The sequence below is a fragment of the Bradyrhizobium sp. CCBAU 51627 genome (assembly GCF_028128765.1).
Lineage (GTDB): Bacteria > Pseudomonadota > Alphaproteobacteria > Rhizobiales > Xanthobacteraceae > Bradyrhizobium.
In genome coordinates this window covers 13,596-34,531 of the sequence record NZ_LBJG01000074.1, presented here as the reverse complement: position 1 = coordinate 34,531, position 20,936 = coordinate 13,596, and the positions used below count along the sequence as shown (strand labels likewise).

19 protein-coding genes are annotated in these 20,936 nt (G+C 58.2%); 6 read left to right on the top strand and 13 right to left on the bottom strand.

What is annotated here, in order from left to right; translation table 11 throughout:
* Positions 1-136: 136 nt before the first annotated feature.
* The 4 genes from XH88_RS26685 to ku form a co-directional block, all read right to left on the bottom strand.
* Complete coding sequence (locus XH88_RS26685) at positions 137-1,417, bottom strand: lactonase family protein (protein ID WP_260374705.1); 1,281 nt, start codon at positions 1,415-1,417, stop codon at positions 137-139.
* 13 nt (positions 1,418-1,430) lie between these two features.
* A complete protein-coding gene (gene msrA / locus XH88_RS26680) occupies positions 1,431-1,943 on the bottom strand; it encodes a peptide-methionine (S)-S-oxide reductase MsrA (RefSeq protein WP_271671220.1) in 513 nt (170 codons plus the stop codon).
* A 2-nt stretch (positions 1,944-1,945) separates the two neighbouring features.
* The gene (msrB, locus tag XH88_RS26675; protein ID WP_271671219.1) at positions 1,946-2,398 is read right to left on the bottom strand and encodes a peptide-methionine (R)-S-oxide reductase MsrB; all 453 of its coding nucleotides are present in this window, start codon (positions 2,396-2,398) and stop codon (positions 1,946-1,948) included.
* Positions 2,399-3,247: 849 nt separating this feature from the next.
* A complete protein-coding gene (gene ku / locus XH88_RS26670; protein ID WP_271671218.1) occupies positions 3,248-4,180 on the bottom strand; it encodes a non-homologous end joining protein Ku in 933 nt (310 codons plus the stop codon).
* A gap of 145 nt (positions 4,181-4,325) precedes the next feature.
* On the opposite strand from ku, the gene XH88_RS26665 reads away from it, so the two are divergent.
* From XH88_RS26665 to XH88_RS26650, 4 genes are all read left to right on the top strand, one after another.
* Positions 4,326-4,721 carry a hypothetical protein gene (locus XH88_RS26665; RefSeq protein WP_271671217.1) on the top strand — a complete coding sequence of 132 codons (396 nt, stop codon included), beginning with the start codon at positions 4,326-4,328 and terminating at the stop codon, positions 4,719-4,721.
* A 46-nt stretch (positions 4,722-4,767) separates the two neighbouring features.
* Positions 4,768-5,217 (top strand): hypothetical protein, encoded by a 450-nt coding sequence (locus XH88_RS26660; protein WP_271671216.1) that lies wholly within the window; start codon positions 4,768-4,770, stop codon positions 5,215-5,217.
* A gap of 3 nt (positions 5,218-5,220) precedes the next feature.
* Positions 5,221-5,946 carry an SOS response-associated peptidase gene (locus XH88_RS26655; protein ID WP_271671215.1) on the top strand — a complete coding sequence of 242 codons (726 nt, stop codon included), beginning with the start codon at positions 5,221-5,223 and terminating at the stop codon, positions 5,944-5,946.
* Between the two features lie 663 nt (positions 5,947-6,609).
* The gene (locus tag XH88_RS26650; RefSeq protein WP_271671214.1) at positions 6,610-7,134 is read left to right on the top strand and encodes a hypothetical protein; all 525 of its coding nucleotides are present in this window, start codon (positions 6,610-6,612) and stop codon (positions 7,132-7,134) included.
* A 47-nt stretch (positions 7,135-7,181) separates the two neighbouring features.
* Here the strand turns inward: XH88_RS26650 and XH88_RS26645 are convergent, their stop codons facing one another.
* From XH88_RS26645 to XH88_RS26610, 9 genes are all read right to left on the bottom strand, one after another.
* A complete protein-coding gene (locus XH88_RS26645; RefSeq protein ID WP_271671213.1) occupies positions 7,182-8,591 on the bottom strand; it encodes a DUF2130 domain-containing protein in 1,410 nt (469 codons plus the stop codon).
* Positions 8,592-9,058: 467 nt separating this feature from the next.
* Positions 9,059-9,682 carry a PP2C family protein-serine/threonine phosphatase gene (locus XH88_RS39285; protein ID WP_442868475.1) on the bottom strand — a complete coding sequence of 208 codons (624 nt, stop codon included), beginning with the start codon at positions 9,680-9,682 and terminating at the stop codon, positions 9,059-9,061.
* Between the two features lie 262 nt (positions 9,683-9,944).
* A complete protein-coding gene (locus XH88_RS26640) occupies positions 9,945-10,913 on the bottom strand; it encodes a PGN_0703 family putative restriction endonuclease (protein ID WP_271671212.1) in 969 nt (322 codons plus the stop codon).
* Positions 10,914-11,040: 127 nt separating this feature from the next.
* Entirely contained in the window at positions 11,041-11,748 is a 708-nt protein-coding gene (locus XH88_RS26635; RefSeq protein ID WP_271671211.1) for a hypothetical protein, read from the bottom strand.
* Positions 11,749-11,787: 39 nt separating this feature from the next.
* On the bottom strand, positions 11,788-12,819 hold the full coding sequence (locus tag XH88_RS26630) for an agmatine deiminase family protein (protein ID WP_271671210.1): 1,032 nt from the start codon (positions 12,817-12,819) through the stop codon (positions 11,788-11,790).
* Between the two features lie 11 nt (positions 12,820-12,830).
* Positions 12,831-13,679: a hypothetical protein gene (locus XH88_RS26625; protein WP_271671209.1), complete on the bottom strand. Its 849-nt coding sequence runs from the start codon at positions 13,677-13,679 to the stop codon at positions 12,831-12,833.
* 154 nt (positions 13,680-13,833) lie between these two features.
* Positions 13,834-14,853: a hypothetical protein gene (locus tag XH88_RS26620; protein WP_271671208.1), complete on the bottom strand. Its 1,020-nt coding sequence runs from the start codon at positions 14,851-14,853 to the stop codon at positions 13,834-13,836.
* Between the two features lie 105 nt (positions 14,854-14,958).
* Positions 14,959-15,795: a pentapeptide repeat-containing protein gene (locus tag XH88_RS26615; RefSeq protein ID WP_271671207.1), complete on the bottom strand. Its 837-nt coding sequence runs from the start codon at positions 15,793-15,795 to the stop codon at positions 14,959-14,961.
* 31 nt (positions 15,796-15,826) lie between these two features.
* Complete coding sequence (locus XH88_RS26610) at positions 15,827-16,774, bottom strand: helix-turn-helix transcriptional regulator (RefSeq protein ID WP_271671206.1); 948 nt, start codon at positions 16,772-16,774, stop codon at positions 15,827-15,829.
* Positions 16,775-16,893: 119 nt separating this feature from the next.
* Between XH88_RS26610 and XH88_RS26605 the strand changes: the two genes are divergently transcribed.
* Together XH88_RS26605 and XH88_RS26600 are read left to right on the top strand one after the other, a co-directional pair.
* A complete protein-coding gene (locus XH88_RS26605; protein ID WP_271671205.1) occupies positions 16,894-20,241 on the top strand; it encodes a TM0106 family RecB-like putative nuclease in 3,348 nt (1,115 codons plus the stop codon).
* Between the two features lie 210 nt (positions 20,242-20,451).
* The gene (locus XH88_RS26600) at positions 20,452-20,757 is read left to right on the top strand and encodes a hypothetical protein (RefSeq protein ID WP_271671204.1); all 306 of its coding nucleotides are present in this window, start codon (positions 20,452-20,454) and stop codon (positions 20,755-20,757) included.
* Positions 20,758-20,936: the final 179 nt, after the last annotated feature.

Here is a 20,936-nt window from a genome sequence, read left to right as displayed (position 1 = left end):
CGCTCCAAAGGCCCGCTTTCCGGCAAATCCAGTCACGGCAAAACACCGCTTCTGGATTCCAAATCAACGGCTTGGGAGTTCTTCACGGACGACGGATTAGCTGGATCTTGCCTGGTCGATCGCGCTCCGTAGATGTCTAGAATCCCGCGAGGCCCTGGGTGCTGTTGTAGGGAATCGGGTTTCGACCAATCTCCGTCAGTCTGCCGCTCGTCTTGTCGAGGCGGTAGCTGACAAGCACCTGGGCATTTCCAAAGATCTGGTAGAAGTACTGGTCGTCGGGCGTCAACCAGCTGTCGCTGGGTCCGCTGCTGACGAGCCCGTTCACAGCGCGGAAGGTACCGTCGCCCGGTATCGCTTTGTTGGCCGGGTCCTGGAGAAGGCTCAATCGGCCGTCTACAAGCCGGTAGGTCGAGACCGTTCCGTATCCGAAGTTGGTCGCGAGCACCAGCGAGTTGTCAGATGTCACCTGCAGCCAACAGAGCTCAGATGGCTTCCCGAGCGCGGTATCGATCGGGGCCAAAGGACCGTCGGTCACCCGACCCTCGCCATTAATGCGACTCACTAGCACGCCGTCTCCTACCGCGAAACCGTTCAGGAAAGTATCGCGGCTCCGGTTGAGGAAGGCGATGTAGAATGGTCCCGCGCCGCCGGCATTGGCGAAGGAGGCCTCGCCGAGTGCGCCGTCGTCGCGCACCGGGAATATCACGAGCCCGTCTGGATCGGGGGCGTTCGCCACGACCAGATTTGGCGACCCGTCCGGATTGACGGCTGGACGAGCGTCGAAAAGAATATCGACCAGCAGGAACCGGCCGTCGGGCGACAGGACAGCTTGTGTCGACACCCGATCGGTCTTTGTCGCGGTATTTACCGAAGCCCGCTCCGGGCGCAGCTTCAGCTTGCCGTCCTCGGCAACCGTGTATGACCGGAGGTGGTTGGGGCCGAAGGCATGGAGCACGTATAGAGTTCGACTTTGGGAGCGGTAGGCGAGCGACTTCGCCGTTCCGCTGCGCCCTATTACGGGCTCGCCAGTCGGTTGTCGATCGATCAGCGTCAGCTTGCCGTCTGGACTCACCCGGAAGCTCGTCACGCTGTTGTCGCCGCCGTTCGTCGTGAACAGCAGAGTGTTGGATTCGGCCAGGATCACGCTGCCAGCGCCCTCGAATGCGTTGGGCGCACTCTTTTGGCCGCTGATCGGCTTGAAGACGCCAGACCCAGCGCCCCCGGTAGGGATACTCTCGAGTAGCTTTAGTTGCCCATCCGCGTTGCGACCGAAGTGCATGATGCGGTTCTGGGTTTCATTGGTCTGCACGTAGACATGACCTACAAGCTCAGAAGCGCGTGCTTCTATTCCGAGAGTCCCGAACAGAAGCAACACGAGAGGTATAAGGAAGAGCTTCGACGATCGCGGACGGGTCATATAGTTAATCTCCTTAGGCCCGAGTTCTGACCGACAACTTCCACTGGGGCCGGACGAAATGGCAGGTGTAGCCGTTCGGATGCCGTTCCAGGTAGTCCTGGTGCTCGGGCTCGGCCTCCCAGAAATCGCCGGCGGGTGAAATCTCGGTCACAACCTTGCCCGGCCACAGCCCTGACGCCTCGACGTCGGCGATGGTATCCTCGGCGACGCGGCGCTGCTCCTCGGTAGTGTAGAAAATCGCCGACCTGTAGCTTGTGCCTCGGTCGTTTCCCTGCCGGTTGAGCGTCGTCGGGTCGTGGATCTGGAAGAAGAACTCGAGCAACTCTCGGAAGCTCGTCTGACTCGGGTCGAATACGATCTCGAGCGCTTCGGCGTGCGTTCCGTGGTCGCGATACGTAGCGTTCTTGACGTCGCCGCCCGAGTAGCCGACCCGCGTCGAGACGACACCGGGCAGGCGCCTGAGCAGCTGCTGCATTCCCCAGAAGCAACCTCCTGCCAGGACCGCGCGCTCTGTAGTCGCTGCCATCGTCAGGCCTCCTGCTTTGAGAACAGCGTTGAGTACTTGCCGTATCCCTCGCTTTCTAGTTGGTCGCGGTGGATAAACCTCAACGAGGCCGAATTTATACAGTACCTCAACCCGCCCTTGTCGTGCGGCCCATCTGGGAAGATGTGGCCAAGATGGCTGTCGCCGTGCTTGGAGCGAACCTCGGTCCGCGTCATGCCGTGCGAGCTGTCAACGTTCTCGGTGACATTTGCGGCCTCTAGGGGCCGCGTGAAACTCGGCCATCCCGTTCCGCTGTCGAACTTGTCGAAGGACGCAAAGAGCGGCTCGCCGGAAACTACGTCGACGTAGAGACCAGGCTCCTTGTTGTCCCAATATTCATTGGCGAAGGGACGCTCGGTCCCGTCAGTCTGCGTGACGCGGTACTGCTCGGGAGTCAACTTCGAGACCGCTTCGGGGTTTTTCCTGTAGGTCGCCATTCGCCGTGCTCCTTTTTGTTCTGCAAAGACCCAGTCGTAGAAATCTGCGACAATCGTATTTCGCAGACTCGAATTGGGTCATTGACTTCGGAAACTCCCGTCCAAGCTGGGACGAGCCGCGGCAAACCGCCAATTCCCTTCTGGAATGCGTTCGATAACTCCTCGGGTACGCCGTCGTGAACGGTAGATGAGGCGACGGCGCCTTTGGGAGGATGTTTGACGTGCTCGGGAAAGACATGCATTTGCCGCACTAGCTCTCGCTGGTTCGCTGGCGGCCTCGCAGGCCCAGGCCCAATCGGCGAGCAGCGAGCAGGAGATCGCGCTGCGGAGGTCCACAACGTCCTCGCCTCCATGGGCGAGTCTTGCCCCGAGTGTCCCTCGGACGAGACCTGACGCTCCTGATGTCCCGCCCGTCCGGTGAGACCGGCTGGCCGAGGCGTCCCGGGGCTGACGCCGCGGGTGGCCTGCGGAGCATCGACGGAACCGGCCGCCTCTCATCTGGGTCCGATTCCGCGCCGCCACCGACACGTCCACCGGCCTCAGAGGGAACCAACTGGTGTGTTCATCCCGAGCAAGGCCAGTACGTCATGCCAGCGACGGAGAAGAGGCGATGGGCATGCTAGCCGCGCTAGCCGAGCGCCCGCTTAACCTCGTCCACGGCCCTATGCGCCGTTACTTTCGCCTTTCGCCCTGTCGCCTTTCCTGGCGTCGCGCACCGCCCGCCGGGCCCCATTAGCCTGTCGACGAAATGACCTCGTATAACGTCGTCGAGATGGGAATCGCCATTCGCCGGGGCTGCCGCGGACGGCGAAGTAGTGGCCTTCGGCATCACCGGATGCTTCACGACTCCTAAGCCGACTTCCGCTGCGGCTTGGCCGCCGGCTTCTTCGCCGCGCCCTCCTTCGCCGGCTTCTTGCCTGCGATCGGCATCAGCATTTCCTTCTGCCCGGCCGCCGCCTTGCGCGGCTTCTTGGCTGTCTTCTTCGGCGCCTCTGTCGGGCCCGTGGTGTCTCGTCCGATGCTCTTGCGCAGCGCGTCCATCAGATCAACGACGTTCTCACCTCGAGGACGCGCTTTCGCTGTGATAGGTTTGCCGGCGCGCTTCTGATTGATGAGATCGATGAGGGCGGTTTCGTACTGGTCTTCGAACTTGTCCGGCTCGAATTGACCAGCCTTCTGATTGACGATGTGCTTGGCGAGATCAAGCATGTCCTTAGTGACTTTGACATCCTGGATATCGTCGAAATACTCATCCGCGGAACGGACTTCGTAGGGGTAGCGCAGCAATGTCCCCATCAGCCCCTTATCGAGAGGCTCCAGCGCGATGATGTGCTCGCGATTGGTCAGCACCACGCGGCCGATTGCGACCTTGTTCATCTCGCGGATCGTTTCCCGAATGACGGCGAAGGCATCGTGGCCGACCTTACCGTCTGGACGCAGGTAGTAGGGGCGAATGAGATATCGCGGATCGATCTCGCTGCGGTCGACGAACTCGTCGATCTCGATGGTTCGCGTCGATTCCAGCGCGACGTTCTCAAGCTCCTCCTTGGTCACCTCGATGAACGTATCCGTATCAACCTTGTAGCCCTTGACGATGTCCTCGTTGTCGACCTCCTCGCCGGTGTCGGCGTCGACCTTGGCGTACTTGATCCGATGGCCAGTCTTCCGGTTCAGCTGGTTGAACGAGACCTTTTCGGATTCCGAGGTGGCCGGATAGAGCGCAACCGGACAGGTGACGAGGGAAAGACGGAGGAAGCCTTTCCAGTTAGCGCGGGGGGCCATCGCGGGGAACTCCATTACTAATGCCGGATTCAAGGCGAACGGCCCGCCTTGGTTTCGACATCGCGACCCGTCCGAGGGGCCGATTTTTCTCGCTTACGCCCGTGGACGGACTCGACATTTGTTCTTGTTATGTTCTAATCCAGGCATGACCGACCGACCCGCGAGCTGGCGCATGCCGACCCAGAAGCAAATGGAAAAGCTGGCTGCCGAAGCCGCCCGTAGGCGGAGCCCTTCGACTTCGGCTCCGGATTCGCAGCTTCCGGCCGGATACTGGGAATCGGTCCTCAAAGACCCTCGCGCCGGCACGACCGAGACCCAGATGCGGCAGCGACGTCTCTCCGAAATTCAACGTCACGTACTGCGCATCTCCTGCCGCCGTTGCCAGCGGACCGTGGAAATCCAGACCGCCGATGCCGTCCGATTGTATGGCGGCGACGCGCTCTGGAAGGACGTCGCGCACCGGCTGCTCGACAACACCTGCCAGCAGCGCACCGGCAGGCATGAAGAAGACGGGTGCTGGCCAGCATTCGAGACGCCGTAGCCGCTCTGGATTTGCCGATCCGATCTCTTTGCGCCTGGATATCCGGATGGCCCCGAAGTATCACCCTACGCCACTGTCGGGCGGCGATCGCAAGGCTCTGGCGAAAGAGCTCGGCAAGGCACGCGCGATGGCCAACATCCTGGCTGCCCAATCGGCGGAGATGCGGGCCAAAGGCGAGGCGATGATCCAGCAAGCCGATAGGCTGCTTTGCGAAAGCTGGAACGAGCGGATGTGGAGTGACGGCGAACCAATCGATCCGTCGCCAACCATCGATCAGGCCGTGAATGGAGGCTTCCCGTGGCTGGAGATCAGGTGCGCGCGCTGTAAGACGCCGAGCGACGTGGACCTTGCGGCGATGAATCATCCGCCGTCCACCTTCGTGCACGATCTCGCCAGCCGGCTGCGCTGCCGCAAATGCGCCAAGGCGGGCCGGCGTCCATCCGCGACTCTGCTACAGTTGACGTGGCAGCCGCGCCACCCTCGAACCGAATCCTGACCGATGTGCAATCTTTATTCGATCACGACCAACCAAGCTGCGATCAGCGCGCTGTTCCGCGTCGTGAACCGATACGTTGGCAACCTGGCGCCGATGCCCGGGGTCTTCCCTGACTACCAGGCACCGATCGTGCGCAACGGGGCTGAGGGGCGAGAACTCGCTACGGCGCGGTGGGGAATGCCATCGTCGTCAAAGGCGCTGATGGACGCCACCAAGAAACGAGCCGAGAAGCTGCGGGCCAAGGGCAAGGCAGTGGATTTCAAGGAATTACTCAGAATGGAGCCGGACAGCGGCACGACCAACATCCGCAATGTAAAGAGCAAGCACTGGACGCGATGGCTGGGAATCGAAAATCGCTGCGTGGTGCCGTTCAACTCCTTCAGCGAGTTCAACAAGGCCGAAGGCGGCGACATCTGGTTCGCGCTCGACGAGACCCGTCCCCTCGCTTGCTTCGCCGGCATCTGGACCAACTGGACATCTGTCCGCAAGGTCAAGGAAGGTGAGACGACTAACGACCTCTACGCATTCCTCACGACAGAGCCGAACGCCGAGGTCGGTGCCATCCACCCGAAGGCGATGCCGGTGATCCTGACGACGCCAAAAGAAGTCGAGTCCTGGATGACGGCTCCTCCAGACGAAGCCTTGAAACTGCAGCGGCCGTTTCCGGACGGAACGCTCCGAGTAGTCGCCCGCGGCGTCAAGGAAGACCTGATCCGCCCGCCAACGTAGTCACGCCGTGTGACCGGGCCCGACTGCGATTGCCCACAATGAAAGGGATCCAAGGCGGGCTGTTCGCTAACGACCTTGCGCAAAGAGTCGGCCCTGCGTTTCACGCCGACCTTGGGATAGAGTGACAGCGCTTCGTCGTAGCAGGCGAGTGCCTCCTTGAGATCGGCGAGCGCCTCGAGGCAGGTGCCGCGCGACCGCAGTAGCCGCGCCCGCGTGCGATCGTCACGGGGACCAAGTTTGCCGAGTGCGACATTCGCAGTACTGATAAGCCTTTGTTAGAAACCTTATCAGTCCAAGAACTGCCTCCAACTGCGACCAGATCTTATAGTCGACCGAAGGTCTCGCAATGCCTCACACCGTCTGAACTCCAAGGCTGCGAGGACGCTTCTGCGACGCCCTTTCTTTGACGCATGGTAGCGGATGTAACGGCTCCATTGATTTTACGCTGCGCCGTCGCGGGCGGTTGGGGGAATTCAAGGCCCGCAGCATCAGCAGCCATACACAAAAAAAGGCTCCGCGCTAGGGCTCTCTTTGCGATGCAAGTGGATGCCATTCCCGGCAAGCGGTGCGGTGTATTTCCACCGACCCTTCCGGCGGGGTGGTGCAGAGATCTAATGAGAACGCTAAAATCGACCCGTAGCAAACTCTTTCGATGGATCGCGCATGCAGTCACTAGAACCCGAACAACAGTTTTTGCTGAGAGAGCTATGGACACTCGCTTGGGCGGCATCGGTGCAACGCGCCAACCTGTATGCACCAGGTTCAAGACAGACCGGGCAACTGCGCGACATGCTCCAGGAGTTCATTACAACTCGGATACTTCCGCATTACGTTGGATCCTGCACCGAGCGGCAGCATTATCTCAACCTTGCGCAGCTGGTGGAATTCGGAACAGGGGCTCTCCCAGACTCCTTGCGAGACGGACGTTACAGATACGGCGTCGCTCAAAAGCTCCTCAATCTCGTGCTCAAGTACCACTGGTGCCTCGGCCAGATCTCCGAGCCGCCGCATTGTCCGATCGACAGGATCATCATCGAAAAGACTCACCTGCGCGGACGCGTCAACTGGACCGAGATCGTTGACGAGGACCAATATCGCGCGGTTATCGAAGCGGTTCGGCGCAAGGCCGAGCCGGAAAGCATTGCCCGCTGGGAGCTGCGGAACTATCGCCGTCGTTCAAGCTTGTAGCGCTTGAACTAACTAGGCAACCGCGCGCCTCTCGGCACAGCTCCTATTCACTCGGCGGCCTCAGCGGGTTGATTCTTAAGCTCCGCAAATTTCGCCGCCATCGTCGGATTGCCCCGAGTCAGCTTCTTGATCGTCACATCCTGCGCCTTATCATTCGCGAGGCGTAGGTTGCGGTCCGCGCCGATCAACGCATCCTTGGTTTTCTGCAGGTGATCGATGGACTTGTCGATCTCAGCGATCGCCGTTTGGAAGTGCCTGGAAGCAAGATCGTAGTTCTTCGAGAATGCGGTCTTGAACGTCTCAAGCTGACTTTCAAACTGGGTGATGTCGATATTCTGCGCCTTCACAAGCGCCAGCTCGGTCTTGTACTTGAGTGAATTGATGGCCGCATTCCGCAAGAGCGTAATCATTGGCAGGAAGAACTGCGGCCGGATGACGTACATTTTCGGGTAGCGGTGGAAGACATCAACGATGCCGGTGTTGTAGAGCTCGTTGTCCAGTTCAAGCAATGAGACCAGGATAGCGTATTCGCAACCTTTCTCGGTCCGGTCACGGTCAAGCTCCTTGAGGAAGTCCTCGTTCTTGCTCTTCGTCGCGGTTCTATCGCTTTCGTTCTTCATTTCGAACATTATCGAGATGATCTCGGTGCCGGCCTCGTCCAAGTCCCGGAAGATGTAATCGCCCTTGCTTCCGGTCCGCGCGTCATTGTCTTTCTCGAAATAAGCCCGCGGAAACGCCATCGAGCGCACGCGGTTGAACTCGGTCTCGCAGTGCTGTTCGAGAGTCTCGCCGATCATCTTGGTCGAGAGGCGGGCCTTCATATCCTTAAGGCGCTCGATCGCATCATCGCGATCCTTGATCTGCGTTTCGTACTTGTCCTTCAGCGACTGTTCGGAGAGCTGCTTTTCAAGCTGGACCTGCTTGATGCCGTTTTTCAGCTCATCGCGTTCTTTCTCGATCGCGCCGACCGCTTCAGTGACGGCGAGCTTCTTTTCAAGCTCAACGGCCAGAAGCTTGGCCTTTAGCTCCTGGATTTCTTTTTCCTTGGCAGCAGTGATTTTATGCTGCTCGCTGGCCAGAAGTGCTTCGGCAAGCTCCGAGGCCGCCTTCTTTTCGCGCTCGGACTCGGCCAGCGCGTTCGCGAGCCTGTCCCGCTCCTTTTCGACGGCGCTAAGCGCTTCGCTAACCGCTAGCTTCTGGGCAACGCCGCTCCCCTCGAGCTTGGACTTCAACTCCAGGATTTCTGCGTCCTTGGCGGCCGCGGCCTGCTGCAGATCATTGCTCACCTGGGCTTTGGCCAACTCAACAGCGCCCTGCTTGTCACGCTCGGCCAGTTCGAGCCGTTCGTGGAGCTGCTGTGCAAAATCGGCGTCACGGACCTGCTTCAGAATATCCGCGTAACCGGACTCATCGACCTTGAAGGCCTTGTCACAGTGGGGACAGATGATCTCGTGCATGGTTCCTGACTGGCTTGTGGGTCGCTGCTGTTGTGATTTCAAAAGGGCATGGGCCGGCAGAATCGCGCCGCACGAGAACAAAATTAGAACAAGAAAATTTGGAGGGTCAAGCCGGAAGCGGCCATTTTGCGCATCTGCTCGGGGAAATCCCCTGCTTCTGAAGGCTAATCATGCCCGCTCGCGAAAGCATAGAGCCATTGCGGCTAACGCCAGCGCGCCTGTTGGTCTCTAAAGCGTTGCGCCGACGTCCGATCATCGTCCACATCTTCGGGTTCCTCGACCTCGAGGCAGAGCATCAGCAGCGCTACCGAAACCGACCTTCTCTCGCCCTTTGCTCCCTGCTTCTCGTCCACATAGTCCACTAATGGACAGAACCTGCGCATCCCGGCGTCGAAGCTCTTAGAGGACCAGTGATCGCTGTTATAGAGGGTTGGTTTACAGCCAGCCAGCCTCCCCGATTTGGCCGATTATGCGACCGCAACGCTTACTAGAACCGAAATGTTATCTCGGCTTCCGCGCGAGATGCCTTGCCGGACGAGCTTCTCAACCATGGCGGCGGGATGTGCCAACTCCCGAAACAGCATTGCTAGCTCACTATCATCGAGAGCCTCTGTTAGCCCATCAGTGCACAACATGAGACACTCGCCGACCTCGAAGGGTGGCCCAGCAAAGACATGCGGCATGATCCCCAACGGAAACTCAGACCCGCCCAAACATTGCGTAATTCCCCGGGGTCTATCGGCTCTGCGGTCCACTGCCATGGGCACGTCGTCCTGACTGACTCTGACCAGGCATCCGCGGCTAAATCTATAGCCTCGGCTGTCCCCGACGTTGAAGCTCAGCACGGCCCGTTCCTGCACAACGAATCCCGCGATCGTCGTCCCCATCCCAAGGCAGGTAGGCTCGCGCATCAGGCCGTAAAGGTGCTCGTTCGCAGCGTGGAGCGCCTCTTCGCAGGCAGCTTCACTTCGAACCAAGCGAGCGTCAGACCCCAGGAATTGAAGCGCCGATCGACTGGCGAGAGCCCCTTGCGGGCGACCGCCTATACCATCCGCGACGGCAAGGGCTTGGGGCGTGCCGCTCAGTCGCATCGTGATCACATCCCGCAGATTTTCTTGGAATACAGAACCATCGGCAAATATTGCGTCCTGGTTCTCCTCGCGCACCCGTCCCCGATGCGTAAACAAGGCAGTGTCGTAGACCCGGCTATTCAACTTTTACCACTGACCTCGTTCTTGGCGCGGCTCAGACAGCTCTTCATTCGCACGAGAACGGCGAAGTAAGCGTCCAACTGCTCGGCCGCGCAACCCAACGCTATTTTTCAACATCGTTGTTCTCTTCCAACGCGCGGCATTAGTCCGCTCCATCGAGATAGCGATAGCGCTGCGTGAGGTAGACCGCCCAAGCGTCGCTTGAAGGTACAGAACTGATGAGGGGCACGAACAGTTCTTCCGTAGAACAATTGATGAAGTCCCCCGGCTCGCTCAGAAACGTACGGAACACCTCAAAAGCGTCATCGCCGAACCGGCGAAGCGCGGGCGCGGTCACTCGATGCAAAGAACGGTTCTCCTTTGGAGAAATGTGAAGAATCCGCACCTTTGTTGCACCATCCAGCCTCGCCTTCTGCATCTGAAAAGCAAGCATCTGCTGCCGCAATAGCTGATAGAACGGCTCCCAAAAGAAGTCTTCCAAAATAAGACCAAGGTCAGCGCGAACGGGGCCGTTCGGAGCAAATGCCAAGTCTCTGTAGCGTTGAATCCGAGTCGGATTTCCGCTTGCGGATATGGGCGCCCCATACTGCTCCGTGTATTTCCATTCGATGAGAAGAGTTTCAAGTTCGCCTGCACACTCGAACTTGACGACGGCATCCGCGCTAGTCGAATTCGATCCTCGCCTGAGGCTTCCATCTGGGCCTGCTTCATTGAGGAAATCGCGCCCGCCCCCATTCCACTCAAATGCGACGTACCATGGACGCCCGTCGGGTCCATCTTCAACTGGAAGCATTCTGACCTCGCTTGACTTCAACGCCATCCTGACGAGCCGGGCGAGAACCTCGGGTCGCTCCGCGAGAGGCATTAAGAAGTTGAGGCAACACACCTGGGATGAGAGCGCGTGATTCGCATGCGTATGCCAAGTGATTTTCTTGGCTTCGAAGTACCTCGGCGCAATATCGCGGATTGAAGGCGCTAGGTTTAGAAACTTGGCATCGGCGGCGAACCGGTAGTCAGAGTTCTTGTAGCGAGAGCGATCGGGATGAGTCTCATCGAAGTGGGCGACTTGTTGCAAACGCTGCCTCAGCTCAAAACTAATGACCTTGTTCATATTCGCGAATTGCCCTGCTTAGAAGAACCCAGTCGGTTCAGGTTGAGGTCTTAGCCAGATACGCGGGAGCGCCGTAAAGACAAACAACTTTTCGCATCCTTCCCGGGCCACTGCTTTTAAAGGGAAATCAGGTGAAGTTTTCGATATGGCTTGGCGAGACGAGGGTAGCAGATCCCCTTACGATGGTACGTGAGATAGAATAAACCGAAGCCAAGAATTCAGAGTCGCGCTCGCTCGCTATGTGCTCGACAACAAACTTGGCGGCATCCGGATCACATCGAATGATACGGTCGACATGTCTGCCATCCTTGTCCGAGAGTGCGTGTGTTCTTCGATCGCTGTTCACTAGAGGCGCAACGCCATCTCGCCTCGTCAAATGAAACTTGATGGGTTTTCCGGCAGCATCAATTTCTCGCAGCAAAGTCGATTTTGATAGCTGTTTGGTTTGACCGCTCGGTGGATGCGCAACTACGAGCAGCCGGATATCTTCGGGTCGCTTGGGCAATGCTAACTTCACCATGTCTTTGATCAATCGCTGATCATTGAGATTCTTCTCTTTCAAGAGCTTAAATTCCAGAAAGAGCTTCTCGGCTTTGCCCTCGGCGTAGAGATCTATATTGACATCACCCCTATTCAAACCTGCGAGCTTCCACTCGCACCATTCGCCACTTATCCGCCAGCGCGGGTCTCGCCTAAGGAATTCGAAAAGGGGAATAACAAGCAAAGCTTCGCTAAGCAGACTTTCATCGAACCCAGATCTCGCTCTCTCTGCCAGCCAGCTCGCCGTCGTCGCGCCGAGACTTTTGCCCAGGTTGATGATTTCGGACCGGTCCATAATCCTTCCCTTCCAGCCATTCGCTACGCATATCAAGTTCTACAGTCGGAGAGTTTTTGGCACATCCTTCGTTAAGCAATGCACACCACCACCACCCCTGGCGATGTGATCAATACGGAGCATTCTGACTGTCCTCGTCGGGAACGCCTGCTGCAAGGCCCGACAGGCGGCCTCGTCGCGTTCCGGATCTCCGAACCGCCCCGTTATAACAGCACCATTCGCAATATACGCGTTCAGATAGCAAGGTGCGAACGTTTCATTTGAGAACCGCAAATAACGGTCGCGTGGTGGCAGTACAACATTCACGGCTAGTCTGCGCCCCTTCGCATCGAGCTGACCGTGCAACGTGTCGATTTCAATCTGCCTGCGACGTCCCTCAGGCGTTTCCTCTCGATCGACTCCTTCGACAAGAAGCCCGCTATCGGCGGCGAACAGAACATAGCCATCGACATGCCCGCTCGTGATCGGTTCGTCCGAATCTCCTTCCAGCCATACAACCTTGCTAATTCCAAAGGCGGCGAGGCTCTGTTCGATTGCATGCATCTGGTCCTCCTGTGTCCGCCCGAAAGCCTGGTTGCGGTTGGGATTGAGCAGGCAACTTTTCGTGGTTATGACCATGCCCTGCCCGTCGGTAGCAAGCGCCCCTCCCTCGGCAATGAAGGTTGCGGGGACGGACGGAATTGACAAGGATGCCGTTAATAAGCCTGCCAGTCTGTCACCAGGACGTGCGGGACGAACTCGTCCCGCTCCCCACCCGTTAAAATTCCAGTCGATGGCGCAAAGCCGACCATTCTGAAGAGCATATGTCGGGAGAATATCGCGCATCCAAATGTCATCGACGGGAGCCGGAATAATTTCGACAGTTTCACTGAAGGCCTGCTGCTTTGCGTCAGCCAGCAAATCCGGCGGTACCAGTAGCCGGACCGGCTCGTGATCTGCGACCGCGGAGATGATTTCGCGAAGCTCGCGCTTCACCTTTTCGGTATACGAGCCCCATTCCCGATGAACCGCCCAGGACATGAAGCAAAAATCATGCGGCTCCCATTGGGCGGGTATCCTGATCGCGGACATGACAGCTGGCTCTATGACATCCCGAGAGCGATTGCCTGGGGAGCAATTCGCAGCCTTCCTTCGAACAAGCTTCCGTCACGAGCGATCTTTTCGAGCCCCAAGGAAAAACCTTTTGCGGAAAGCGCTCGAACCAGGTCCTGTACCACCGAATTCAAAGGCGGCGATCTGGCATTGCAACACGCCTCCTCATCTAGCCCGAGCATCTTGTCGTCGGTCCAAAAGAATTGATCACAGTAAGCCAGCGCCTTTCTAATTCTCGGATTTCCAGCAACCGTTTCGCACGACACCGGCCCGTAACTGGACCAATGCGCGAATCCGACAACACCGTCGTAGGACTCCCGGGCGTGCGGCAAGATATCAGGCCAATCAATCCGGCTAAGCCCACAGGAGCTGATATCAATGAGCGCCAGAGATGCGGATGCCTCCCTCTGAGAATTGATTGCCCGCACGTGAAGACCTATGTGACCGTGACCATCAAGGTGAAACGAAAACTGTCCGACGCAGGGGTCGAATTCATACCACTCCGTTACGGCACTAAGCGCGGCCCCGACGCTTCGTGTCAAACTTCGGAGAGAGAATACATCGTCCCAGATCACTGTCCGTCCGACTGACGCAGGGAGGCTGCTGCTGTCGATCTCGCTGACCCTAAAACTCCAAAGATCGACGGATACGGCCTGGTCGTCCGGAAAGCATTGTCCGCTCGTCGTTGCAAAAAGACAGCCATGCCGAAGCTCATCATCGAGAATGATCGGCGAGTGCTGGATTGCGTCGCTCGTCCCAGCGTCTCGTCCACAGATCAGCGGCAAGACCGAGCAGATGCCCACTCCTCCGATAAGGCTGCGTCGAGAAAGGCCTTTCAAGATGATCTCCACAATCCTTGGGTGAATGCATAATGAATGATGCGAAATTGTTGTCAAATAGCTCTAATTCCCAGACAGATTGTCGTATCTGCAGCTCCTTGCACCTTCAACGATGCCGCAGGCCTTAGCTGCCGTAAGCGCGCTGATGTCCAGTTTAAACGTCGACTTTGACTCCAGAACCATCGGTCATCACGGCGAATCTTAACAATTCGATGTCATGCTCTTTCATTGCAGCGTGAATGTCATTTGGAAGCACTCGGTCTTTCGGAATTACCAAGAATTTGCGCGGCTTCGGTTGTTCTGCCGAGTGAACAATGAGCTGACCGATGGCGGTATAGAGAACCTGTCGGTCAACTGACGTCTTAGCTTCGTAAACTTCGGTCAGCACCCCGCTGTCCCGAACAGCGAGATCGATTAGATTGGTATTGTAGATGACCTCGCTCGGCGTTTTCAATTTGCTGCGCTTGCGGTACAGTTCGTCGATCACATCGCCATGATAGCTCAGGTATTCAACGGTGCTGTCGAGGTAACCCGTTTTCAAGCCGGCGAACTCGGGGCTGAAGTTTTGAAGCTCCTCGACAAGTTCGCGAAACTTCGGATCTTCATGATGCCCCTGTTTCACGAATTCTTTGAACAAGGCGACTCTTTTTACGAATCGTTCAACTCTCCCGACGAATGTTTCGCGATCGAGAGAACCAATCACAATTCCTGAACGCTGGGTACCGCCGGATACATCCACGACAGGAACAACCGTACTGCGGCTCCAGGCCAGGAAGGCGGTTTTGCCCACTCCCTTGGCTCCGCCACCAACCTTGCCGGTGTGCATTAGGTAGATCTTCTTGGTAGCCGGATCACGCGCGAAAAAGCCGGACACTCTCCCACTGTTGTCGTCGACAGCGATGTTTAGCTCGACAGTGGGAGTTTGAGCGGAACGAGATTCGTCGTAGATCCCAAGCGCGTTCCAATATCTTGGAATTTTTGCGTCCTTTAACGTCAGTGTTCTTTCACCGTACCAAAGATGGCCATCCCCCTTCGTAAAGAGTTCTAGATCGTCATTGCCGCCTGGGAATCCCACGGTTTGGACGCCTACCGAAGGCGATGCGCTCCGCACGATGCTTGACAACGTCTTCTGAAGGCGCGCTTTCTCGTTTTTGGCAATAATCAATTCAAGCATTCACTATCCTCCTCTAACACGATCAGATCGTCCAGTTTCTTAGAGCGACTCAGCCCACAGAGGGCTCACACGCCGAATCGTTTCGCCGCACCATGTATGTTGGTCTTAAACATCATCCCGCGGCTTCTGCAGACCTATCGTACCTGCCGGCGTACCAGGCCACGTGCAGTCGGGGCCAATAGTGGCCCCGGAGAAGTCGGCGCGATCAAATGCAAAACGGAATCGCGTCGCGTTGACGGTTGTGTTCCCGAACTTCGTTCGTATCAGCCGTGATCCCGCGAAAGAGTTCGGACAGTAGACGGCGTCGCCATCGAAGCGCGAGCAGGAAAGGTCCGCATCTACCAGCGACGCATGCGTGAACTGGGCGCCACAGAAATACCCTCTCACCCGCGCCTGCTTGAAATCAGCGAGATCGAGATCCGTGTTGATGAAAGTGGCGGTGGGCGAAAAGTCGTCGGCAGAAACGTCTTCGGTCTGCCTTGCGGCTGGCCAGCCCCAGACCACGTGATTGCACAGAGCCCGACGCAAGGTTGCACCGCTAAAGACCGGGGCAGAAAGAAAGGACGATGTCATCCGTGCACCCTGGAGCGAGGTGTGGTGGAAACTCAATTCATTGCCCCTGATGCCGGAAAGATCCGCGCCCGTGAAATCGGCGCCTCGCAGATCCACAGTGCCCGGCTGGTCCGAGAGAAAATCGAGTCCCGAGAGGTCGCAGTTCGCGAAGACGGCTCGGGCGCCTTCTGTCTCGTTCGTGAGCCACCGGAAATGCAGGTCGATTGCTTCGGCGAGACCCGATTGCGTGACGCGCAGTTTGCGGTGCCTCGCAACAACCGGGCTGGCAATGCCCGGCCCTGCGCCAAGGAGGCATGCTGCCGCAAGAACGGTACGTCTGGCAAAGCGTTGCATGAAATAATCCAGCGGCTGTTTCACTATCTCCAGCATGCACTCGCCCGGTGACAGATTCTGGCATGTCTTATGGAAGAGCCGGGAAGTCGGAGCGCCTGTAGAGAAGCACCATCTTCCTCAGCGCTTCCGGTGCCAGCACCTCGACTTGGTCACCCCACATATATAGGTGCCAGCACATTTCGAGATGACCGGAGGCGCAGAAGCGCACAATGAGCGAGCCATCGGGTTGGTTTTCGAGCACCTGGCTGGGGTGGAAAGCGAAGGCACGCGCATGATCGGCTGCGGAGGGCGTGAAACGCCAGACTACCTCGCCAAATTCCGTATCATTGTGGAATGCACCAAAAGCCTTTCGCGCGTGTTCATGCAGGTCGAAACCTGGATCGCGAACGAAGCTCTCGCCCGTCAGCTCACCCGACTGGATGCGCTCCGCCACAAAGTGTCGGAGCGGACCACCAGGATCGTCTTTCGACCTTGCAACCAGATAGCGCCGGATTCCGATCAGAACACCATAGGGCTCAACCACACGCATGCTCGGCGCCGCGGCCCCTCGGGAATGATACGTGATCCTGAGCCGCTGCGAGGATTTGATGGCATTCGAGATGACAGCGGCGATATCCGGTCTGATCCTGGCAGCCGGACCCGGCCGTGAGGCAAGGCCCTGAGCCTCTAGCAGCACCTCATGATCGGTCTCAACCCTCGCCATTTTGCTGCGCGGCACAAGCGCGAGGATTTTCTCCTTCAGACGCCGCAGCTCGGCCGCCTCGAGGCCGGACGCCGTGCGCTGAAGGGTCTCGATCGCCAGATCCAGTGCCGCAAGTTCTTCGGGCGACAAAGTCAGCAGGTCCCGAACCGCGCTGGTCTGAAGCCGCCAGCGCTTGAGTCCCTGCTCGTCGTAGCCTGACGCAGTGTCCGGAAACTGCGCTTCCAGCGCCTGCATCATGCGCTGGGCGGTACGCCGCGAGATCTCGAAACGCTCCTCGACATCCGCGAGCGTCACGCCCGCACGATGCGCCATGACATAGGTCGTAAGGTCAAGAAATTGTTTAGCTTTTTCGAAAGACATGACTGCCAACCGCTGGGGTGACAGCTATTGTCATCCATACCCGTTACGGTAGTCTTACACACGGGGGAGTTATGCGAGTTCAGGGGCAGCAGGTCCTTCTATCGGCGTCCGATCTGATGCGTTTCATGTCTTGCAAACATGCGACAGCGCTGGATTTGCGGTTTGCCCGGGGCGAGGATCTGGTCCCCACCGAAGACAGTGAAGACGCCCAGCTTCTTCAAAAATACGGGGACGATCACGAGCTCCGCTACCTCTCGGCCCTTAAGGCCGATGGCCAGAAGGTTCTTGAGCTCAACCGCGACAGCGACCTTGCGACCGCGGCGAACAAAACCCGCGAGGCTCTGGCGACTGGCCCAGACGTTGTCTTCCAGGGTGCTCTGCTCAGCCTTCCGTGGGGCGGCTGGTCGGATTTTCTGATTCGTGTTGAGCGGCCTTCTGCCCTTGGCTCGTTCTCGTACGAAGTGGTTGATACTAAGCTTAAGCGCAAGCCGGATCCCAAGCACATCCTGCAGCTCGTGCTCTATTCCGATCTTCTGTCCGAAATTCAGCACCTCGAGCCCGAACATGCGCATGTCGAACTCGGCAACGGGAAGCGCTTTTCATTCCGTCTGAACGAGTATGCCGCATATTCACGTTATGCGCGGCAGCGGCTCGAGCAATTCGTGGTCGCGCCTCCGACGACGACGCCGGATCCCGTCAAAATGTGCGGGCTCTGCCGCTGGCGCGATACTTGCGAGAAATTTTGGGATGAGACCGACAGCCTCTCATTGGTGGCCGGGATTAGCCGCAGCCAGCGCGGCAAGCTGCTCGCCTCTGGCGTCACCACGATGACCCAGCTCGGGCAACTCAGGCAGCGCATTCCCAAGCTTGCCGAAGCGACCCTGCAGAAGCTCGCCGCCCAGGCGCGGCTGCAGACCCTGCGGCGGGCAGGCGGGCCCCCGTCTTTCGAGCTGAAACCGTTCGACCCCAATCGCGGCCTCGCGCTGTTGCCGAAACCTGATCAGGGCGATGTCTTCTATGACATCGAGGGCGATCCTTATTTCGAAGGCGGCCTCGAATATCTCCATGGCCTGTGGTTTCAGGATGGTGGCAACGGCGTCTTTAGAGATTTTTGGGCCCATGATCGGGCGGCCGAAGGCGAATCTCTAAGGAAACTGATGACGTTCTTCGCCGACAGGCTCGAGGAGTACCCCGGCGCCCACATCTACCACTATGCCGCGTATGAGATTTCGGCGCTTCGCCGCTTGACTTGCAGTCACGGCGTCGGTGAGGCTCTGCTTGATCAGATGCTGAGGGACCATCGTTTCGTCGATCTCTACACCGTCGTCTCGGGCAGTCTCACTGCCTCGGAGCCCGCCTATTCACTGAAAAACCTCGAAGTGTTCTACATGGAGGCGCGGGCCGGCGAGGTGAAGACGGCCGGCGCAAGCGTTGTCGCCTATGAGAACTGGCGCGACAGCCAGGATCCGAAGATCCTGCGCGAGATTCGCGACTACAATAGGGACGATTGCATCTCGACGCAGAAGCTGCGCGACTGGCTCGTGTCCAGCGTGAGGCCCGCAAACATGCAATGGGGCCCCCTGGGCGGGCCAAACGGCAAAGGCGACGGCAGACGCAACTCCGTCCATGACGATGAAGCGGCGGTCGCGGCCCTGCGGAAGAAGCTCGTCCCCATTCGCGATCGATATGGGGAAGCTATCGCCGATCTGCTGTTCGATCTCAGCCGCTTCCACCCCCGTGAAAAGAAGCCAGCCTGGTGGGCCATCTTCGACAAGATGAGCAAAGATGTTGACCATCTGATCGAGGACGCGGAATGCCTGGGCGGACTGGTTGCCAAAACACGGACCATCGACGCGGGCCGTTCCTGGGAGCGCACCTATGACTTTCCCGATCAGGAGAGCAAGCTCAAGCCGGGCGACTGCCACATCGAGCTGGATGGGCTGCCTGCCTCAGTCAATCTGATCAACCTCGATCACGCCCGCCGCACAGCTACGGTTCGGTTCTCTCAATCGCGCTTCCGCGAGGCGCCGAAATTCATCTCACTGCTGCCGGGACGTCCCCTCGACACGGATGCGATCGAGGGCGCAATCGAACGCGGGGTTGACTCTTTCATTCGCGGCGATGGGCGCTACCCGGCCATCCGCGACTTCATCACCCGATCCTCGCCCCGGTTTACGAACGCGCGCCGTCTAAAAGCTGTCGTAGATGCCGGCAAGATGTTTGTGACGGAGGTCGTTTCGGTGGTCGCGGAGCTGGATTGCAGCGTGCTGCCAATCCAGGGCCCCCCAGGAACAGGCAAGACCTATGTCAGTTCATGCGCGATCCTCGAACTCGTGCGCCGCGGCAAGCGCATCGCCGTCGCATCGCACAGCCACAATGCGATCGACAATCTCCTCTACGCAGTTCTCGATCGCGCAGCCGAGACCGGCACGACGGTCAGCATGGCCAAAAAGGGCGGTGGCGATTTCGACGCAAGGTACGGTGACCTGATCCACCAAACAGAAAGAAATGAGGATGCGCGGCTATTGTCAGCGTCGGTCGTGGGCGGCACGGCTTGGCTCTTTTCTCGGATCGACTTTGAGGCAAGCTTCGACTACCTGTTTGTAGACGAGGCCGGACAGGTCTCGATCGCAAACACCGTGGCGATGGCGACTTGTGCGAAGAACGTCGTGCTGGTCGGTGATCCGATGCAGCTGTCGCAGCCGATCCAAGGTGCGCATCCCGGGGAGAGCGGCCAGTCGGCACTTGAATATCTCCTCTCCGGTCATAATACGGTTCCGGTGGATCGCGGGATTTTTCTGCCGACGTCACGCCGGATGCACCCGGACATTTGCCGCTTCATTTCGGATTTAGTCTACGAAGGGCGGTTGAATAGCGATGAGGGAGCTGCCCAGCAGTGCATCATCGGCGAGACTTATCCCCTGCGTACGGGAGCCCGTCTGATCGAGGTGCCGCACGCGGGAAACACGCAGAGCTCGCACGAGGAAATCGCGGCGATTCGAATTGAACTGCAGCGCCTGCTGGCATGTAAGTTCCGCGACCGCGCTGGACACGAGAGGAGATTAAGCCTCGATGATGTTCTGATCGTCGCTCCCTATAATCTTCAGGTTAACGCGATCAAGGCGGCCCTGCCATCGGGTGCGCGGGTCGGAACGATTGATAAATTTCAGGGCCAGGAGGCTCCGGTCTGCCTGATCTCGATGACCACATCGTCGGGCGACGAAATCCCACGAGGCGTAAACTTTCTCTTCAGCATCAACCGCATTAACGTCGCAATCTCACGGGCGCAGGCTCTCTCGTTGATATTTGCGAGCCCACGATTGCTTGAGGTGGCCTGCAATACTGTCGAGGACATGCGGCTGGTCAACAGTCTCTGCGCGCTGCGGGAGCTTGATAGCGAAACACGTGTCGTACGTTGATGTGGGTGGGTAAGAATCGCACGGTCGGCAGCAATACGTTGCTTGTCGCTTGCGCCCCTGCGTCGCAACGCCTTGGTTAAGGGCCACGCTGTTGCCCCTCCTCGAGCTTACAGCTTAGCCTGGGCCAACACCCGTTGCACAACCGAGGTGCCGATCTCGAGCGTCCGGCCTATCTTGAGGATTTCCATCCCTTCGGCCCGGAGGTCGCGTATGCGCGCTTCAAAGAAAGCCTTGACTGGGCGCCGACCAAGTTTCACGCCGCGATCCATACTGAAATCAAGTGTTTTCCGTATGGACCTCTTTCGTTTAGCTAAACCGACCAGAACTCAAATCGACTTCGCCAAATTGATGACCATCAAGCAGCCCGGCGTCCTGCGCTCACTGGTGCCGGACTTCAAGGCGACCATCGAACGCATGCTGGTCGATGGTCAGAGCGCTGGTCCCGAAGCGTCACGGCTGCGCGACGTGCGCGTTGCTGCAATCGAGCGAGAAAGTGACGACAATAGTTTCGGGTGACATTGCTGGGCGGCCGGCGACCCCTATGTTCAATGGCTTTGGTCTTTTCAAGAGTTGTCCAAAAGCGGACGGAGAGCCGAGAGCAGCTGACCCTCGAATGCTTGTCCTGCTCATTTCATTGAGTTGCTGCCTCGATCGCCCTGAAGCACAATGAATTTGTACAGCTGTTGTATGAATTT

Excerpts from the sequence above, each read along its gene's own strand:
- XH88_RS26605 (WP_271671205.1), top strand. The coding sequence starts at position 16,894 with ATGCGAGTTCAGGGGCAGCAGGTCCTTCTATCGGCGTCCGATCTGATG.
- XH88_RS26650 (WP_271671214.1), top strand. The coding sequence starts at position 6,610 with ATGCAGTCACTAGAACCCGAACAACAGTTTTTGCTGAGAGAGCTATGG.
- XH88_RS26630 (WP_271671210.1), bottom strand. The coding sequence starts at position 12,819 with ATGTCCGCGATCAGGATACCCGCCCAATGGGAGCCGCATGATTTTTGC.
- XH88_RS26645 (WP_271671213.1), bottom strand. The coding sequence starts at position 8,591 with ATGCACGAGATCATCTGTCCCCACTGTGACAAGGCCTTCAAGGTCGAT.
- XH88_RS26640 (WP_271671212.1), bottom strand. The coding sequence starts at position 10,913 with ATGAACAAGGTCATTAGTTTTGAGCTGAGGCAGCGTTTGCAACAAGTC.
- XH88_RS26615 (WP_271671207.1), bottom strand. The coding sequence starts at position 15,795 with ATGCTGGAGATAGTGAAACAGCCGCTGGATTATTTCATGCAACGCTTT.
- XH88_RS26655 (WP_271671215.1), top strand. The coding sequence starts at position 5,221 with ATGTGCAATCTTTATTCGATCACGACCAACCAAGCTGCGATCAGCGCG.
- XH88_RS26665 (WP_271671217.1), top strand. The coding sequence starts at position 4,326 with ATGACCGACCGACCCGCGAGCTGGCGCATGCCGACCCAGAAGCAAATG.
- XH88_RS39285 (WP_442868475.1), bottom strand. The coding sequence starts at position 9,682 with ATGCGACTGAGCGGCACGCCCCAAGCCCTTGCCGTCGCGGATGGTATA.
- XH88_RS26660 (WP_271671216.1), top strand. The coding sequence starts at position 4,768 with ATGGCCCCGAAGTATCACCCTACGCCACTGTCGGGCGGCGATCGCAAG.
- XH88_RS26685 (WP_260374705.1), bottom strand. The coding sequence starts at position 1,417 with ATGACCCGTCCGCGATCGTCGAAGCTCTTCCTTATACCTCTCGTGTTG.
- msrA (WP_271671220.1), bottom strand. The coding sequence starts at position 1,943 with ATGGCAGCGACTACAGAGCGCGCGGTCCTGGCAGGAGGTTGCTTCTGG.
- XH88_RS26620 (WP_271671208.1), bottom strand. The coding sequence starts at position 14,853 with ATGCTTGAATTGATTATTGCCAAAAACGAGAAAGCGCGCCTTCAGAAG.
- XH88_RS26610 (WP_271671206.1), bottom strand. The coding sequence starts at position 16,774 with ATGGCGCATCGTGCGGGCGTGACGCTCGCGGATGTCGAGGAGCGTTTC.
- XH88_RS26635 (WP_271671211.1), bottom strand. The coding sequence starts at position 11,748 with ATGGACCGGTCCGAAATCATCAACCTGGGCAAAAGTCTCGGCGCGACG.
- msrB (WP_271671219.1), bottom strand. The coding sequence starts at position 2,398 with ATGGCGACCTACAGGAAAAACCCCGAAGCGGTCTCGAAGTTGACTCCC.
- ku (WP_271671218.1), bottom strand. The coding sequence starts at position 4,180 with ATGGCCCCCCGCGCTAACTGGAAAGGCTTCCTCCGTCTTTCCCTCGTC.
- XH88_RS26600 (WP_271671204.1), top strand. The coding sequence starts at position 20,452 with ATGCGCGCTTCAAAGAAAGCCTTGACTGGGCGCCGACCAAGTTTCACG.